The sequence below is a fragment of the Pseudomonas sp. PSKL.D1 genome, from assembly GCF_028898945.1.
Lineage (GTDB): Bacteria > Pseudomonadota > Gammaproteobacteria > Pseudomonadales > Pseudomonadaceae > Aquipseudomonas.
Window position 1 is genome coordinate 3,264,053 of sequence record NZ_CP118607.1, and the last position, 18,385, is coordinate 3,282,437.

An 18,385-nucleotide genomic window follows, 5' to 3' on the forward strand; every position below is an offset into this window, starting at 1 on the left:
CCTCAGGGCACTCGGTAATGTTGTAACAGTGGGTTACGAGAACTTGCCGCTGATGTAATCAGCGGTCAGTTGTTCACGCGGGTTCTGGAAAATCTGCGCGGTCTGGCCCATTTCGACCAGGTAGCCGGTGCGCGTACCCTGGGAGATATCGACCGAGAAGAAGGCCGTGTTGTCGGCCACGCGCACCGCTTGCTGCATGTTGTGGGTCACCAGCGCGATGGTGTAATCCTTCTTCAACTCGACCATCAGCTCTTCCACCCGGCGGGTGGCGATCGGGTCCAGTGCAGAGCACGGCTCGTCGAGCAGCAGCACTTCCGGCTCGGTCGCAATGGCGCGGGCAATGCACAGACGCTGCTGCTGGCCACCCGACAGCGACAATCCGCTGACCTTGAGCTTGTCCTTCACCTCATCCCACAACGCCGCGCCTTGCAGCGCGTGCTTCACACGGTCGCCCAGGTCGCCCTTGTAGCGGTTAAGACGCAAGCCAAAGGCAACGTTGTCGAAAATGCTCATCGAGAACGGGTTTGGCTGCTGGAACACCATGCCGATGTAACGGCGCACCACCACCGGGTCGACGCCCTTGCCGTACACGTCCTGCCCGAGGAAGTGCACATGCCCTTCGAAGCGGAAGCCCTTGACCATGTCGTTCATGCGGTTGAGGCTGCGCAGCACGGTACTCTTGCCGCAGCCGGACGGCCCGATGAAGCCGGTGATCTTGTTCTTTTCGATGGGCACATGGCTGTCACGTACGGCCATGAAGTTGCCGTAGAAAATCTTGTCCAGCTTGCAGTCCATGACCACAGGTGTCTGCTCGACCATGGGAGCGGCGCGTTGTGCAGTGGAATGGTTCACGTGTTGATGCTCCCTGACTCAGTACTTGGGTTTGCCGAAAATACGGCTCAAAATGTTGACTACCAGCACGATCATCACCAGCACCAGCGAGGCCGCCCAGGCCAGTTCAAGCTGGTTGTCGAACGGCATGCCGGAGAAGTTGTAAATCAGCACGGCCAGCGATGCCGTCGGGTTCATTACCGCCAGGCTGCCGTCGTGGTAAATCCAGTAGTTGCTGAACAGCGCGGTGAACAACAGCGGTGCCGTTTCACCCGCGGCGCGCGCCACCGCCAGCATGACGCCGGTCAAAATCGCCGGCATGCCGGTGGGCAGGATGATTTTCCAGATCACCTGGGCGCGGGTGCAGCCCATGCCGTAGGCTGCGTCCTTCATCATCTTGGGCACCATCTTCATCGCCTCTTCAGCGGTGAGCACCACGATCGGCAGCATCAGCACCGCCAGCGCCACGCCGCCTGCCGGCGCCGAATAGGTGCCAGTGGTCATCACCACCAGCGCATAGGCAAACACACCGGCCAGGATCGATGGCAACCCGGTGAGCATCTTGGCGGCGAAGCGTGCAGCGTTGGCCAGCTTGCTGTCCGGCCCAAGTTCGGCGAGGAAGACCGCCGCCAGGATGCCCACCGGCACCGCGATGGCAGCGGCAATGCCCACCATGACGAAGGTGCCCGCCATGGCGTTACCAAAACCACCGCCCATTTCGAAGCCCGTGGGTGGCAGCTCGGTGAACACCTCCAGGCTCAGGCGCGCGCCGCCACGGGTGATCAACATGTACAGCACGGAAATCAGCGGTACGGCAGCCAGCAGCGCCGTGCACCACACCAGGGTGGTCAGCACGATGCTGCGCAGGGCGCGGCCTTCGAAGCGGCGTTGCAGGCTGGGCAGCGCGGTTTTGGGAGTAGAGAGATCAGTCATTACTTGTTACCCCGCTGTGCGTAGAGCATGAGCATCGAGCCGAGCACGTTCACCAGCAGGGTGATGAACATCAGCACCAGCGCGGCATACATCAGCACTTCGATTTCGGTCGGCCCGGCTTCCGGGAAGTTCAGTGCCAGCAGGGCCGCCAGCGTGTTGGCCGGGGCAAACAGGGACACCGAAATGGTGTTGGCATTGCCCACGAGCATCGCCAGGGCCATGGTTTCACCCAGTGCGCGGCCAAGGCCGAGCACCAGCGAGCCGAAGATGCCGGTGGCGGCGGACGGCACCATCACCTTGAGGATCGCCTCCCAATGGGTGGTGCCCATGCCGTAGGCCGCCTGTTTGGTTTTCATCGGCACGCTGGCCAACGCATCCTGGGACACAGCGGCGATGGTCGGCAGAATCATGATGGCCAGTACCAGCGCTGCGGGCAGCAGGCCGGGGCCACTCAACGAGGTGCCGAAGAACGGGATCCAGCCCAGCTCGCTGTTCAGCCAGGTGGTCAGCGGGCGGATCGCCGGGATCACCACATAGATGCCCCACAGGCCGTAAACCACGCTGGGGATGGCGGCGAGCAACTCGACGATGGTGCGAAACACGGCGGCAAGCTTCGCGGGGAGAAAGTCCTGAGTCAGGAAAATGGCCATGCTGACGCCGAAGAAGCCGGCGATCACCAAGGCAATGAAAGCACTGTAGAGGGTCCCCCAGATGGCCGGCAAAATGCCGTACTTGCCCTGGTTGACGTCCCATACACTGCCGAACAGTACGTCAAAACCGTACTTTTCCATACCGGGCAGGGCCTTGTGCCCTACTTCGTAAACCAGCGCGAAAACCAGCGCCAGTATCAGCACCACGCCGATGCGCGCGAGGGCGCGGAAGGTGCGATCGACCAGGTAGTCCTTCGTTGAAGGTGGCTGGCAGGCCGAATCGGGGTTATCCGGTATGGAGAAGGGTGTGTTCATGGGTTGGTTCCGGGAACAGGGTGCGAGCACGCCCGACGTGGCTGTGGAGCCAGGTCGGGCGCGGCCTGGCAGGTCTTACTGGATGTTGGCGGACGCTTTGCGCACTTGGTCGACAACCGACGGTGGCAGCGGGATGTAGCCCATCGAATCGGCGATTTCCTGGCCCTTGGTCAGGCTGTACTCGACCATCTCACGCATGGCCTTGGCTTTGGCCGGGTTGCCGTTGTCCTTGCGGAAGATCATCCAGGTGTAGGAAGTGATCGGGTAGGACTTGGCGCCTTCCGGGTCCGGCAGCCAGGCCACCAGGTTTTCCGGCATGGTCACCGCGGCCAGTGCCTCGGCACCGCTTTCGGCGTTCGGCACTACGTATTGGCCGGCCTTGTTCTGCAGTGCGGCGAAGTCGACCTTGGCCAGCTTGGCGAAGCCGTATTCGATGTAGCCGATGGCGCCCGGGGTCTGGCGCACGGTGGCGGTTACACCATCGTTCTTCGGCGACTTGATGAACTTGTCGGTGGCAGGCCAGTTGACAGTGTTGCCCTCGCCCAGCGCTTCCTTGAAGCCAGCGTTAATGGCCGACAGGTGCTTGGTGAAGACGGCGGTGGTACCGCTGGAGTCGGCACGCACGACCACGGTGATCGGGGTGGCCGGCAGTTTCAGCTCAGGGTTGGCCGCGGCAATCTTCGGGTCGTTCCACTGGGTGATCTTGCCCAGGAAGATGTCGGAATACACATCACGCGGCAGCTTCAGGCCTTTCGGGTTACCTGGCAGGTTGTACGCCAGGACGATTTCACCGGCGGTCATTGGCAGCAATTGCACGCCTTCGGCAACCTTGGCGATTTCCTCGGGCTTCATCGCCGAGTCACTGGCGGCGAAATCGACCGTCTTGTTCAGGAAGTCCTGTACACCCGCCCCGCTCCCCTTGGACTGGTAGTCAACAGTGACGCCAGCGGTGTTCTTGCTGAAGTCCTTGAACCAGGTCAGGTAGATCGGTGCAGGGAAGCTGGCACCCGAACCGGTCAGGCGAACGTTGTCCGCAGCAAAGGCCGAGGTGGCGCCGAGGGAAACGGCGACGGCAAGTGCAGCAGATTTCATCAGGCTAATCATCAAAAAACGCTCCGTGTGATGGCGAGCACAGTTTGAAGCCGCTTCGTTACAGTTTTGTGAATTTTGAATTTCAGAACGGTGGGGAGTGCGTCAATCGAGGGGGTTACAAGGGGGAAGGCTGTCACTTTGTGGTTACCAGATGTGACTAACCCATTAGGCGTCTTCCCCTCGCAGATGCCACAGGCTTACCTTGCAAAGAGACAAATTCAGGCCAGGCAAAGCGTCATTTTCCTACCCGGAAGTGGCGGATTGACGCACCCGCATCAAAATAATACCATTTGTATACAAATTGTATTTTACCGGTCATGTTGATGCTGTACGTTGATTTGCCATACGCGGTCCCGCCGTTCCAGGTCATCTCAGAAATGCGTCCTCATCCTTGGCCATTTCCCTGGTTGTTCTACTGAAGAGATGAATTGCAATGGCGGTTTCACGAAGAAATGTCCTGATCGGTGTTGGCGTGGGTGCGGGCGCCATCGCCGCTGGCAGCGCCGCGTCCCTGCTCAGCGATGGCCTGCCGAAAGACCCTGATTCCCTGGTGCGCGTGGGCTCGTTGCCGTCTGACGATTCGTCCCCGGGCTGGTTCCACACCAGCCGCGTTCGTCAACCCAAGGCCCCGCTGATCGGTGACGACCAGGCGCCATGGGTGGTGATCGGTGGTGGCTTCACCGGCCTGGCAGCCGCTCGCCAGCTGGCCCTGAACTTCCCGCAGGACCGGGTGATCCTGGTCGAGGCGCAGCAGGTTGGCTTCGGTACTTCGGGCCGTAATGCCGGCTTCCTGATCGACGTGCCGCACGACATCGGCGCACCGGACTACATTGGCGACCACGCAAACGCCAAAAACGTCCTGGCGCTGAACCAGCGTGGCCAAGGCATCCTTCGCGACCTGGTGGCCGAGCACAACATCGTCGACGCGCACCTGCGCCACTCCGGCAAGTACCAGGCTGCGATCGAAGACAAGGGCATGGCCGTACTGGAAGCCTACCGCGGCGGCCTGGAGGGGCTGGGCGAAAAGGTTGAAATGATCGAAGGCAGTGAACTGAAGGACCACATTGGTACCTCGTTCTACCGCAAGGCACTGTTCACGCCGGGCACCATGCTGGTTCAGCCGTCTGCGCTGGTCAAAGGCCTGGCCGACAGCCTGCCGGAAAACGTCGTGCTATACGAAGACACCCCCATCACTGCTGTCGACTACGGCCAGAAAACCGTGCTGCATCACCCGACCGGTCGCATCACTGCCGACAAGCTGATCCTGGGTAACAACCACTTCGGCCAGCACTTCGGCTTCCTACAAGGGCGCATGCTGCCGATCTTTACTTACGGCAGCCTGACCCGCCCACTGACAGCCGCCGAACAGGCCAGCATCGGTGGCCACGAATTCTGGGGCGTGATCCCGGCCGACCCGTTCGGCACCACCCTGCGCCGCACACACGACAACCGCATCCTGGTGCGCAACAGCTTCAGCTTCAACCCGGATGGCCGCCATAAGCCGGGCTACACCGACAAGGTGCGCGTGGCCCACCGCCAGTCGTTCGAGCGCCGCTTCCCGACGCTGGCCAACGTGCCGTTCGAGCACACCTGGGGCGGCGGCCTGGCGATGACCCGCAACGGCGCCGGCTTCTTCGGCGAACTGCGGCCAAACGTCTACGGTGCACTGGCCTGCAATGGCCTGGGCACGGTGCGCGGCACGGCCACTGGCACCCTGCTGGCCAACATGCTGGCGGGCAAGAACGAGAAACTCACCGAGTTCCTGCTGGCTGCACCGAAGCCGAACTGGAACCCGCCACAACCTGCGCTTTCGATGGGTGTGAACTTCACCCTGCGCACCGGCCAGGCGAGCGCCGGCCTCGAAGCCTGACGGCACCCGGGCTGGCGCCAGTGCGCCAGCCTTTCCTTAACAAGTGAGAGCACCATGGGTATTTTTGACTGGAAACACTGGATCGTCCTGTTGGGCGTCGTGGTCCTGGTCTTTGGCACCAAGAAGCTGAAGAACCTTGGCAGCGACCTGGGCGAATCGATCAAAGGCTTTCGCAAGGCCATGAACGACGAACCCAACCTACCGGCCCAAGCGCCGCAGCGTGAAGACTGAACCATGTTCGGCATCAGCTTCAGCGAGTTACTGCTTGTGGGTTTGGTCGCCTTGCTGGTGCTCGGCCCCGAGCGCCTGCCTGGCGCCGCGCGTACCGCCGGCCTGTGGGTCGGGCGGCTCAAACGCAGCTTCAATGCGATCAAGCAGGAAGTCGAGCGTGAAATCGGCGCTGACGACATCCGCAAACAGTTACACACCGAGCACCTCCAGCAGGTCACAGAAGACGCCAAACGCATCCTCGACCCGCACACACCGCCTACCCCGCCCCGAGCCCCATGATCGTAACCCCCAAACTCGACCAGCCCATGCCGCTGGTCTCGCACCTCACCGAGCTGCGCACCCGCCTGCTGCGTTGCGTGGCTGCCATCTTCCTGATTTTTGCCGGGTTGTTCTCATTCGCCCAACAGATCTACACCCTGGTTTCGGCACCCTTGCGCGAGCATCTGCCAGCCAACGCAACGATGATCGCCACAGACGTGGCCTCACCCTTTCTGACGCCGTTCAAGCTGACCATGATCGTGTCGCTGTTCCTGGCGATGCCGGTGATCCTTCAGCAAATCTGGGGGTTTGTTGCCCCGGGGCTGTATCGCCATGAAAAGCGCATCGCCATTGCGCTGCTGGTTTCGAGCATCCTGCTGTTCTACGCCGGTATGGCGTTCGCCTACTTCCTGGTATTTCCGCTGATGTTCAGCTTCTTCGCCGCCGCCACGCCCGAAGGCGTGTCGATGATGACGGACATTGCCAGCTACCTCGACTTCGTCATGACCCTGTTCTTCGCCTTCGGCGCTGCCTTCGAAATCCCGGTGGCGGTCGTGCTGCTGGTATGGCTCGGCGTGGTCGATGTGCATTACCTGAAGAAGATCCGGCCGTACGTGATCATTGGCTGTTTCGTAGCCGGCATGGTCCTCACCCCGCCGGACATCTTCTCGCAGACGCTGCTCGCCGTGCCCATGTGGTTGCTGTTCGAGCTCGGCGTGCTGAGCTGCGGCCTGGTTCGCTCACGCCAATAGCAGAGAGATCCTTTGCCCAATAATTCGAAAGCCTGCGCCAACCCCACTACACTCGGCCTTTCACCCCGGAGCGACGAATGTGCACAACGCAGGAAGCGAACGGCAACCCCGCGGCGCCGTCATCTGGCTCACCGGCCTCTCCGGCGCCGGTAAATCTTCACTGGCCCAGGCATTGGCCACGCGCCTGCGCCAAAGGGGCCACCGCTGCTACGTCCTTGATGGCGACACCCTGCGCACCGGCCTGAACGCCGACCTGGGCTTCTCCCCTGCCGCCCGCCACGAAAACATCCGCCGCACCGGCGAAGTGGCTGCGCTGTTCGCCGATGCCGGGCTGCTCTGCATCGCGGCACTGATCTCCCCCTACCGCGCCGACCGCGCCGCCGCGCGCCGGGCCTGCAAGGGCAGCTTCCACGAAATCCATGTAAACGCCGACCTGGCCACCTGCGAAACACGCGACCCCAAGGGCCTGTACCGACGGGCACGGGCTGGCGAGCTGAAGGCATTCACCGGCATTGATGCGCCCTACGAGGCACCGGAGCACCCCGAGCTGGTGCTGAACACCGCCACCCACTCACTGCCGGCGTCGCTGGACCTGCTGCTGGAATACGTCCTGCAGCAGGTCCTGCCTGTCAACTCCCCGGCGTAATCTCCCCACGCTGCCAGCGCGCCTCGCTGTTGCTCAGCGCCTGGGCAATATCACCCAGCTCACCGGACGGCAATGTAGCCGGCAGCGGATCGAGCCCGGCACTGGCAAACACCTGCCCGTAGCTGTTGCGCAGCTCAGCGTAGGCCAGGTCGCGGCGCAGGTCGGCCTGCAAGGCGTTGAGCTCGCCCTGGATCAGCTCCAGCTCCCCGATGCCCTGGGCCTGGTGGCGGTTGCGCAGCTGTTCGACGATCTGCTGGTCCAGCGCCACCAGCTGCTGGCTGGTGGCGAACTGGCGGCGGGCTTCGCTGTAGTTGGCGTTGGCCACGTACAGCTGGGCCAGGATTGCCATCGACATGGCCTGGCGGCGGGCCTCGACCACTTGTTCACCGGCCTTGGCCACATCGATCGACGCCGGGCCCGAGAGCACGTTGAACAGGTTCCAGGTCACTTTCACGCCGTAGTCGGCCCAGCTCTGGTTGGTCAGGAAGCTGTTGCTGTCGTAATGGCCGCCAGCGGAAAACTCCAGGCCCGGCAGCATGCGCAGCATCGACTTGCGTACCTCGGCGGCGCTGATGCGCGCTTGATAGTCCTGCTCACGCAGCTCCGGGCGCGAGGCCAGGGCTTGCTGCTCCAGGCTTTCCAGGCCGACCTTGAGCTCGGGCACGCTGTAGTCTTCGTTGCTGGCCAAGGTCAGCTCAGTGCCCGGCGGCAGGTTGATCAGGGCGCCCAGTTCGGTCTTGGCCAACGACAAGGCGCGCCGTTGTTCCTCCAGTTGGCGGGTGGCCTCGATCAGCGCGCGCTGGTAGTTCAGCGCGTCGATCTGGTCGCCGATGCGTTGCTCGCCCATGCGCTGGCTGCTGTCCCGGGCCTGCTCGACGCGCGACATCAAGGTGTCGATACGCTTGAGCAGGCGTTCGGCGGCCACCGCGCGCCAGTAGGCAGAGCGCACGTCCTGGATGATGGTCTGCACCACCTTGCGCCGGCGTTCCTGCACGATCAGGCGCTGGTCGCCCTGCTGCTTGGCGCTGACGTAGCTGACACCGAAGTCCAGCACGTTCCACACCATTGTCAGGTCGGCCACGTCGCGGTCGCGGTCCTGGGAGGTCGACGGTTCCAGCGACTGGGTGTTGGTCAGCACGCTGCGGCTGCTGGCGGCGCTGACGTTGCTGCGTCCGGCGTAGCCAGCGGACATGGCCATGCGCGGCAGCATGTCGAAGGTGGCCAGGTCGACCTGGCGCTGTGCCAGGGCTTCCTCCATCACCTTCAAGCGCGCCTCCAGGTTGTACTTGACCGCCCGGGCCATGGCCTGGTGCAAGGTCAATGGGCCGTGCAGCGCCTCCTGGCCCTTGAACATGTTGGCCAGGTCGGCCCGCGCACGCTGTTCGCTGACGCTGCGGTCGATCGGCTGGGTCTTGACCGCGCAGCCTGTCACCGCCAGTGCCAACATGCTGATCGCAAAAATCCTTGATGCTCTGCTCATCCCACCGCCCCTTGGTACGACCTTGTAATGTGCGTTGTGTTGTTATTGCGCCCGCCGGGGCTCATGCCCCGGGCACGGCTGCTTCGATCTGCCCCAAGGCCAGTGCCAGGTCACGGACCTGACGCTGCTCGCCCTCCCTGGCGGCTTGCAATTGTTGGCCGAGGGTCGGCGCACTGGAGAGTTTCTCGCCGCCCTCACGCAGTGGCTTGCCACCGCTCAGTTCGTACTGGCCGCCGTCCCCCGGCATCGTCTTGCCGAAAATGGTGGCCATGCTGCTGGCACCGAACACGTTGGCATCGCCGCCGCCGAAACCGAGGAAGCCGGCACCGCTGCCATTGCCGGTGCCGAAACCGCCCTGCTGCCCGGCGAACACCTGGGCCAGGTAGCTCGGCGCCAGGGCACCGTCGCGAATGAAGATGCTGCCCAACGCCGGCAGGCCGCCGCCAGCGCTCGGTACTTCGAACAGCGGCGGTGGCAGCAGTGGCGACTGGTAGGCCGAAGGTGGTGGAGCGGGCGCCACCAAAACCGGCACCGGCTGGCTGGCCAGCCCCGCTGGCGTGGCCGGATAGGCACGGAACTGCGGGTCGCCATCGCTGGACTGCAGCGCCAGGCCCTGGCCAGCAAAGCCGCCTTCCATCGCGTTGCCCGCAGCGTCGCTGATGCCGGTGCCGCTGGCGTTCAACGCCAACGCCAGGCTACCGCTACCGGCAATGCCGGCGACGTTCACCTGCCAGGTACGGCTGTCGAGTTGCACCAGCGACTGCAAGGTGCCGACGACGTTGCCGGTGCTCACCAGCTGGAAATCACCCAAGTCGACGCCGCCCACGGCTTCGCTGAAGGTCACGGTGAAGGTTTGGCTGCCGGTGCCGGTGACCAGGCCCGGGGTGATCGACTCGACGCTCGGCGCGCTGGTATCAACGGTCACCCCACGGCTGTCACCCACGCCATTGAGCCCCGGCGTCAGGGCATTGCCGGCGGCATCGTGCAGGCTCGCGCCATTGGCCGACAGGCCCAGCACCTGGATGCCGTCGCCGTCGTTGTCGCCCGCCTGGATGCGGTACTGGAACACCAGCGTCGGCGTGCCCGAGCCGGCGACGAAATCGGCAAACACGGTACGCCCGCCCATATCCAGGGCCAGTTTCGGCACGCCATCGACGATCACTGCTTCGCTAGTGTTGACCACGAAGGTCAGGGTGTCGCCCGCGTTGTAGGGCACTGCGACCGGCACGCTGACGCTGCTGACCGTGGGCGCGTCGTGGTCGAGGGTGTAGACCGCGCCGGTCAGGCCACCGACCAGCAGGTTGCCAGCCACGTCACCGATCCCCGTGCCGCTGGCGTTGAGGTTCAGCCCCAAAGTGCCGTTGCCGGTTACGCCGCTGACGGTCACCTCGTACACGCCCTCGCTGACCAGGCGCAGGCCACTGAGGTTGCCGCTGGCCGTGCCGCTGGCAACCAGGCTGAAGTCGTTCAGGTCCACGCCATTGACGCGCTCGCTGAAGGTGACGGTGAAGCGTACGCTCTGGGCGTTGCTGGGCGACGGGTCGACGGTGACGATGCCCAATGCCGTCGGTGCCTGGGTGTCGACCAGCACCTGTTGGGTGTTGGCGATGCCGTTCAGGGCCAGGTTCATGGCATTGCCCTGGGCATCGCGCAGGGTCGCGCCGTTGGCATCCAGGCCGGTCACGCGGATACCGTCGCTGTCGTTGTCACCGGCCTGGACGATGTACTGAAACACCAGAGTCGGCGTCCCCGCCCCGGCCATCAGCTCGGCGAACACCGTGCGCCCGCCGATGTCCAGCGCCAGTCGCGGCGCACCATTGACCTGCACTGCCTCGCTGGCGGTGACCACGAATACCAGTGCATCGCCTTCGTTGTAGGTCACGCCACCGACCGGCACGCCGACGCTGGTAATGCTGGGTGCCAGGGTGTCGATGCTGTAGTTGTTGGAATCCGTGCTGCCCACGCCAGCGTTGCCCGATACCACGCCGACTACCCCCGTGTTGTTCAGGGTGATGACGTTGCTGGTGTCCTCAATATTGCTGCCGGGGGTAAGCGTGGCGGTCCAGGTGATGCCGCCATCGGCACTCGACAGGCCACCGAGGCTACCGTTGGCGATGGTCAGGTCGCTCAGGTCGAAGCCGCTTACCGCTTCGCTGAAGGTGATGGTCACCAGGCTGTTTTCACCCATGGCAAGGCTGCTGTCGGCCACCACGATGGTTGCAGTGGGAATCAGGGTGCTGACCACGTAGTTGGCCGACAGCGTGGTACCGGCACCGCTGTTGCCGGCCAGGTCGGCGACACCGGTATTGGTAAGGGTGATGACGTTGGTGCTGTCCAGCACTGCGGCGCCGGGGGTGAAGGTGGCGGTCCAGGTGATGCCGCCGTCACTGCTGGCCAGGTTGCTCAGCGTGCCGTTTTCGGCCGTCACATCGGCCAGGGTGAAGCCGGTAACGGCCTCGCTGAAGGTGAAGGTCACCTGGGTGGTCTGCCCGGCGCGCACCACGCTGTCGGCGATGGCGATGGTCGCGGTCGGGCGCTGGGTATCGATGGCGTAGTTGTTGGAGGCCGTGGTACCGCTGCCGGTGTTGCCGGCAAGGTCGCTGACCCCTGTGTTGTCCAGGGTGATCAAGTTGCTGGTGTGGGTGATATTGCTGTTGGGCGTGAACGTGGCGGTCCAGGTAATGCCACCGTCGCTGCTGCTCACCGCGCTCAAGGTGCCGTTGGCCACGGTCAGGTCGGCATTGCTGAAGCCGGTCACCGCCTCGCTGAAGGTGATGGTCACCAGGCTGGTTTCGCCGACCACCAGGCTGCTGTCGCCGACCACGACAGTGGCGGTCGGGCGCAGGGTATCGATGGCGTAGTTGTTGGACGAGGTGGTGCCGACACCGGCGTTGCCACTGGAGGCCGCCGTCACGCCGGTGTTGTCCAGGGTGATGATGTTGCTGGTGTCCTCGACACTGGCACTCGGGGTGAACGTCGCCGTCCAGGTGATGCCGCCGTCACTGCTGCTCACCGCACTCAGGCTGCCGTTTGCCAGCGTCAGGTCGGCATTGGTGAAGCCGGTCACCGCCTCGCTGAAGGTGATGGTCACCAGGCTGGTTTCGCCCAGGCGCAAGGCGCTGTCGGCCACCACGATGGTCGCCGTCGGGGCCACCGTGTCGACCGTGTAGTTGACCGAACTGGTCGTGCCTGTGCCCGCGTTGCCGGCCAGGTCGGCAACGCCGGTGTTGTTCAGGATGATGAGGTTGGTGCTGTCGCGCACACCCGCATTCGGCGTGAAGGTGGCCGTCCAGGTGATGCCGCCGTCACTGCTGGTTATCGTGCTCAAGGTGCCATTGGCCACCGCCAGGTCGGCGTTGGTGAAACCGCTCACCGCTTCGCTGAATGTGATCGTCACCAGGCTGGTTTCACCGACAGTCAGGTTGCTGTCGGCCACCACGATGGTGGCGGTTGGGCGCACGGTATCGATGGCGTAATTGTTGGAGTCGGTGGTGCCACTGCCGGCATTACCCGCCTGGTCGAAGACTCCGGTGGTGTCCAGGGTGATCACGTTGCTGGTATCGCTGATGCCGGCCGCCGGCGTCAGGGTGGCGGTCCAGGTGATGCCGCCGTCACTGCTGCTGACCGCGCTCAAGGTGCCGTTGGCGATGGTCAGGTCGGCATTGGTGAAACCGCTCACCGCTTCGCTGAAGGTGATGGTTACCAGGCTGGTTTCACCGATGGCCAGGCTGCTGTCGGCGACCACGATGGTGGCGGTCGGGCGTACCGTATCAATGGCGTAGTTGTTGGACACGGTGGTGCCGACACCGGCGTTGCCACTGGAGGCCGCCGTCACACCGGTGTTGTCCAGGGTGATGAGGTTGGTGCCATCGGTGATGTTGCCGGTGGGCGTGAAGGTGGCGGTCCAGGTGATGCCGCCGTCGCTGCTGCTCACGGCACTCAGGGTGCCGTTGGCCACCGTCAGGTCGGCATTGGTGAAGCCGGTCACCGCCTCGCTGAAGGTGATGGTCACCAGGCTGGTTTCGCCAATGCGCAATGCAGGGTCGACCACCACGATGGTCGCCGTCGGGGCCACCGTGTCGACCGTGTAGTTGGCCGAACTGGTCGTGCCCGTGCCCGCGTTGCCGGCCAGGTCGGCAACGCCGGTGTTGTTCAGGATGATGAGGTTGGTGCTGTCCCTCACACCCGCATTCGGCGTGAAGGTGGCCGTCCAGGTGATGCCGCCGTCACTGCTGGTTACCGTGCTCAAGGTGCCATTGGCCACCGTCAGGTCGGCGTTGGTGAAACCGCTCACCGCTTCGCTGAATGTGATCGTCACCAGGCTGGTTTCACCGACAGTCAGGTTGCTGTCGGCCACCACGATGGTGGCGGTCGGGCGCACTGTATCGATGGCGTAGTTGTTGGAGTCGGTGGTGCCACTGCCGGCGTTACCGGCCAGGTCGACCACCCCGGTGTTGTCCAGAGTGATGACGTTGGTGGTATCGGTAATGCTGCTGGCGGGCGTGAACGTGGCGGTCCAGCTGATGCCGCCGTCGCTGCTGCTGACCGCGCTCAAGGTGCCGTTGGTGATGATCAGGTCGGCATTGGTGAAGCCGCTCACCGCTTCACTGAAGGTGATGGTCACCAGGCTGGTTTCGCCGATGGCCAGGCTGCTGTCAGCGACCACGATGGTGGCGGTCGGGCGCACCGTGTCGATGGCGTAATTGTTGGACGAGGTGGTGCCGAAGCCGACGTTGCCGCTGTTGAGCCCGATCACCCCGGCGTTGTCCAGGACGATGAGGTTGGTCGAGTTCTGGACGCTGCTGCTCGGGGTGAAAGTGGCCGTCCAGGTGATGCCGCCGTCGCTGCTGCTCACCGCGCTCAAGGTGCCGTTGGCCACCGTCAGATCGGCATTGGTGAAGCCGGTCACGGCCTCGCTGAAGGTAATGGTCACCTGGCTGGTTTCGCCGATGCGCAAGGCGGTGTCGGCCACCACGACAGTCGCTGTCGGGGCCAGCGTGTTGACCGTGTAGTTGGCCGAGCTGGTGGTGCCCGCGCCCGTGTTGCCGACCCAGTCGGCCACGCCGGTGTTGGCCAGGGTGATGACGTTGGTAGCGTCTTGCACGCCCGTATTCGGGGTGAAGGTAGCCGTCCAGGTGAGGCCGCCGTCGCTGCTGGACAAGTTGCTCAGGGCACCATTGGCGGCGGTCAGGTCGGCCAGGGTAAAGCCGGTTACCGCTTCGCTGAAGGTGATGGTCACAGTGGCAGTTTCGCCGGTGCTCAAGGCGTTGTCGCTGAGGACGATGGTCGCCGTCGGGCGCTGTGTATCGACGGTGTAGCTGTTGGAGACCGTGGTGCCGGTCCCCGCGTTGCCGGCACCGTCACTGACCCCGGTGTTGTCCAGGGTGATCACGTTGCTGGTACTGGTGATATTGCTGGCGGGGGTGAAGGTGGCCGTCCAGGTGACGCCGCCATCGCTGCTGCTCACCGCGCTCAAAGTGCCGTTGGCAATTGTCAGGTCTGCGTTGTTGAAGCCGGTCACCGCTTCGCTGAAGGTGATGGTCACCAGGCTGGTTTCGCCGATGGCCAGGCTGTTGTCGACGACGACGATGGTCGCCGTCGGCCGCCTGGTGTCGATGGCATAGTTGTTCGACGTGGTCGTGCCGCTGCCGCTGTTGCCGGTGATGTCCGACACGCCGGTGTTGTCCAGGGTAATGAAATTGACCGTGCTGGTCAGGTTGCTGGTGGGCGTGAACGTGGCCGTCCAGGTGATGCCGCCGTCGCTGCTGCTCACCGCGCTCAGGGTGCCATTGGCCACCGTCAGGTCGGCGTTGCTGAAGCCGGTCACCGCTTCGCTGAAGGTGATGGTCACCTGGCTGGTCTCGCCGATGCTCAAGGCGGTGTCGGCCACCACGATGGTCGCCGTCGGCCGCACGGTATCGATGGCGTAATTGTTGGAGTTGGTGGTGCCGCTGCCGGCATTGCCGGCCAGGTCGCTCAACCCGGTGTTGTCCAGGGTGATCAGGTTGGTGGCATCGGTGATGTTGCTGGTGGGCGTGAACGTGGCGGTCCAGGTGATGCCGCCGTCGCTGCTGCTCACTGCACTCAAGGTGCCATTGACAATGCTCACGTCGGCATTGCTGAAGCCGGTCACCGCCTCGCTGAAGGTAAAGGTCACCAGGCTGGTTTCGCCGATGCGCAAGGCCGTGTCGGACATCACGATGGTCGCCGTCGGGCGCTGGGTATCGATGGCGTAGTTGCCGGAGTTGGTGGTGCCGCTGCCGGCGTTGCCGGCCAGGTCGGCCACCCCGGCGTTGTTCAGGGTAATGACGTTGCTGGCTTGGGTGATGTTGCTGGTGGGCGTGAAGGTGGCGGTCCAGGTAATGCCACCGTCGCTGCTGCTCACCGCACTCAAGGTGCCGTTGGATACCGTCAGGTCGGCGTTGGTGAAGCCGACCACCGCCTCGCTGAAGGTGATGGTCACGGTCGATGTCTCGCCGATTATCAGCGCGCTGTCGCTGAGGCTGATGGTGGCCGTCGGCGGCACCGTCTCGTGGATCGCCACCTGCACGGTGGCCGCGCTGGAGGTGCCACCGTCACCGTCGTTGACGGTGACCGAAATCGAGCGGCTGGCCTGGCCGATGCCATTACCGGCATTGCTGTTGTCGTAACTGAGGTTGCGCACCAGCGCCTGCACCGCCGCTGCGGTGGCATTGGCATTGAAGGTCACCACCAGGTTGGCACCCCCGCTACCGCCGGCCACGGTACCGATGGCCACGCCACCGTAGCTTACCGTGTTGCCGCTGAGGCTGATCTGCCCGGCACCGGTGCCCTGATTGCGGATACTGAGAATATCTTCGCCGGCCACGCCATTGGCACTGATTGCAGCGGTCAGGTTGCCACCGGCGAAATCGGCCGAGTCACTGTCGCTGACGGTGGCATTGCCACCCACGTCGATCAGCACCGCGCCACCACCCTGGGTGTACGTCAGGCTGTCGCCATTGAGGTTGCCGACCACCGGGGCGATGTTCTGCGGCAGCACCACCACCGACGCCGTGTGGCTGGTGCTGCCCATGTCGTCGTTGACGCTGACGGTCACGCTGCGGGTGCCGCTGGTGTAGGTTGCCGTCGCGTTGGCATAGGTGACCGAGGCCATGATCGCCCGGTACTGGGCCAGGGTGGCGACACCGCTGAGGGTCAGCAGCGTGCTGCCCGAACCGCTTACGGTGATGCCATAGCTCGCCGCCAGGGCAAGCTGCGCGCTGCTCAGTGACAGCGTCTCGTTGCCAGCGTCGACCACGCCGCTCAGGGTCAGGGTTGCGCCGCTGACTTGGGTGTCGCCGTCGGTCTGGGTGATGAGAAGGTTCGGCACGATCGCCACCGCCGAGCCGCTGAAGTTGACGCTGCTGTCGTTGCCACCGGTATTGGTGTCCAGGTCAACCACCGGCGGCGCCACGTACAGCACTTCGTACGCGCCGATGTCGACGCCGCCACCGCGCGGCCGGTCGAAACCGCGCAGGTCGGTGGTGGTGGCGCCACTGGTGGTGCCTTGATCGATGGCGTTGGTGGCGGTGGCAGCCAGGCGGTAGTCGCCGCCGGCAGCGTTGACGAAGTTGACCGTGGTGCCGATCAGGTTGGTGATGCTGGTGAAGCCCCCGCCGGCACCTCCGTTGGTGGCGGCATCCAGGTTGGTGCCGTTGACGGTGTTGCCGGTCAGGATACTGTTCTGCACCGTCACCGTACCGGCCTGGCCACTGGCCCAGCCGAGGCCGGCCGAGGTGATGCTGCCGGTGCTGGTGTTGAGAAACACGTTGTTGGCCACGGTGCTGTTGGTGATGCGCACCGTGCCGCCGCTGTTGCTGAGCACGATGATCGAACCGGCCGCCACCGTACCGGTGGCTCCGTAGGTGCCGGTGTTGTTATAGATGGCGACGTTTTCCAGCACATGGTTGTTGGCGCCGCCCAGACGCACCAGTGACGACATGCCGGTGGCCCCGACGATACTGGCGTCGTTGTCGTGGATCGTGGTGTTGCGCACGATCACGGTGGAACCGCCGGTCGTCGCCGAGTTGATCACCGTACCGGCGTTGTTCTGGAAGTTCGAATCCTCGATGGTGATCGAGCCGTTGAAGGCACGGATCGCGCCACCGGTAATGTTGCCGGAAAAGTTGCGGAAATCGAGGTTCTTCACGGTCAGCACGCCGCCAGCGTTGCTTTGCAGGCCTGAGGACTCAGTGGCATCGCGCAGGCCGTTACCGTTGACGTCACCACTGAGAATGATGTCGCCCACGCCATCGCCATCCACATCGCCATTGATGGTGATATTGCTGGTGACCAGCAGCGCGGCGGAGGTGGACCAGGTGATGGTCTTGCCCTTGAGCGACTCGTGGAAGACGATGATGTCGTTGCCGCTGCCGGCGGCCGAACCGTCCACCGAGATGTCGTTGTTGGCGGCCTGGATTGCCTCGGCCAGCGACACCAGGCCGTTGCCGGCCACGGTCGAAGACGCATCCAGGTCGGTGACGGTGATGGTCGCCAGCGAAGTGCTGAACCCCGACAGGTCGCCCCGCTGCACGCCCACGCCGCTGGCCACCACGCCGGAGACGGTCTCCAGGTCCCAGTCCTCGCCGGCACGGTTGCCGGTGGCATCCGAGGAGGCGCCTACGTCGGCGCCGCTGAGCCGCGCCACCTCGTCGACAAACAGCTGGCCGTCGCTGCCGGCACCGGTGCTGCAGGCGAAGAAGCGAATGTCGCCACCCTCCACCAGGCTGGCGCCGATGCGCGCCAGGTCGGCGGCATGGCTGGCCAGCTGGTCGGCCCAGATGGCGTTGCCGGCCAGGTACACGTAGCCGCTGTCACCGTGGCTGATGATGTCGATGGCGGTGACATCGGTGCGGCCCTGCAGGTAGTCGGCGATCTGCTTGAAACCGTCCTTGCCGTTTTCCAGCACCACCACCTCGACGCCGGCAGGCAGGCCGGCAATCAGCTTCTGGTAATCGCTGACGGCGGAGTCGATGAACACCACTTCGTGGCTGCCCGATGCCGTGGTCGCCGGCGCCGTGGCGGGTGCGGCGTCCTGGGCGGTGTCGTGGCTGGCGCTTTCCTGGGTGCTGGCCGCGTCGCTGGCAGTGGCCGTGTCCTTGCTGGTAGCGGTGGCGGCAGCGGCCGCCTCCGCAGCCTGGGCCGCCTGATCAGCGACCACGGCCACCGAGGCGTCGAACATCATGCGCGGTTCCAGGGCCTGGATCAGGCTCGGCCGGTTCACGGACACGCTGGGTTTGTCGTGCTTCTTGTCTCGTTTCCAGAATGCCATGTCGACCTCGTTCAGCCCTGGGCTGGTTGATCCTG

The 18,385-nt window shown here is 64.2% G+C and carries 9 protein-coding genes and 2 pseudogenes; 5 read left to right on the forward strand and 6 right to left on the reverse strand.

Going from position 1 to position 18,385, the window contains the following annotated elements; all coding sequences use genetic code 11:
- Positions 1-33: 33 nt before the first annotated feature.
- From pstB to pstS, 4 genes are all read right to left on the reverse strand, one after another.
- Entirely contained in the window at positions 34-795 is a 762-nt protein-coding gene (pstB, locus tag PVV54_RS14505; protein ID WP_446731468.1) for a phosphate ABC transporter ATP-binding protein PstB, read from the reverse strand.
- A gap of 75 nt (positions 796-870) precedes the next feature.
- On the reverse strand, positions 871-1,764 hold the full coding sequence (gene pstA / locus PVV54_RS14510) for a phosphate ABC transporter permease PstA (RefSeq protein WP_274905914.1): 894 nt from the start codon (positions 1,762-1,764) through the stop codon (positions 871-873).
- Positions 1,764-2,729 carry a phosphate ABC transporter permease subunit PstC gene (pstC, locus tag PVV54_RS14515; protein WP_274905915.1) on the reverse strand — a complete coding sequence of 322 codons (966 nt, stop codon included), beginning with the start codon at positions 2,727-2,729 and terminating at the stop codon, positions 1,764-1,766. The genes pstA and pstC overlap by 1 nt, the downstream gene beginning before the upstream one ends.
- Before the next feature lie 75 nt (positions 2,730-2,804).
- Entirely contained in the window at positions 2,805-3,833 is a 1,029-nt protein-coding gene (pstS, locus tag PVV54_RS14520) for a phosphate ABC transporter substrate-binding protein PstS (protein WP_274905916.1), read from the reverse strand.
- A 535-nt stretch (positions 3,834-4,368) separates the two neighbouring features.
- On the opposite strand from pstS, the gene PVV54_RS14525 reads away from it, so the two are divergent.
- From PVV54_RS14525 to cysC, 5 genes and pseudogenes are all read left to right on the forward strand, one after another.
- Positions 4,369-5,691: an NAD(P)/FAD-dependent oxidoreductase gene (locus PVV54_RS14525; protein ID WP_274910438.1), complete on the forward strand. Its 1,323-nt coding sequence runs from the start codon at positions 4,369-4,371 to the stop codon at positions 5,689-5,691.
- Positions 5,692-5,745: 54 nt separating this feature from the next.
- Positions 5,746-5,907 (forward strand): annotated as a pseudogene (locus PVV54_RS14530) (twin-arginine translocase TatA/TatE family subunit); the annotation flags it as partial.
- Between the two features lie 18 nt (positions 5,908-5,925).
- Positions 5,926-6,127: pseudogene (gene tatB, locus PVV54_RS14535) on the forward strand (Sec-independent protein translocase protein TatB); the annotation flags it as partial.
- A gap of 70 nt (positions 6,128-6,197) precedes the next feature.
- Positions 6,198-6,932: a twin-arginine translocase subunit TatC gene (tatC, locus tag PVV54_RS14540; RefSeq protein ID WP_274905917.1), complete on the forward strand. Its 735-nt coding sequence runs from the start codon at positions 6,198-6,200 to the stop codon at positions 6,930-6,932.
- A gap of 79 nt (positions 6,933-7,011) precedes the next feature.
- Positions 7,012-7,578 (forward strand): adenylyl-sulfate kinase, encoded by a 567-nt coding sequence (cysC, locus tag PVV54_RS14545; RefSeq protein ID WP_342456598.1) that lies wholly within the window; start codon positions 7,012-7,014, stop codon positions 7,576-7,578.
- Here the strand turns inward: cysC and PVV54_RS14550 are convergent.
- Together PVV54_RS14550 and PVV54_RS14555 are read right to left on the reverse strand one after the other, a co-directional pair.
- Positions 7,562-9,058, reverse strand: coding sequence for a TolC family protein (locus tag PVV54_RS14550; RefSeq protein WP_274905918.1), 1,497 nt, complete (start codon positions 9,056-9,058; stop codon positions 7,562-7,564). The genes cysC and PVV54_RS14550 overlap by 17 nt on opposite strands.
- Positions 9,059-9,119: 61 nt before the next feature.
- Positions 9,120-18,350, reverse strand: a complete 9,231-nt coding sequence (locus PVV54_RS14555) for an Ig-like domain-containing protein (protein WP_274905919.1) — start codon at positions 18,348-18,350, stop codon at positions 9,120-9,122.
- Positions 18,351-18,385: the final 35 nt, after the last annotated feature.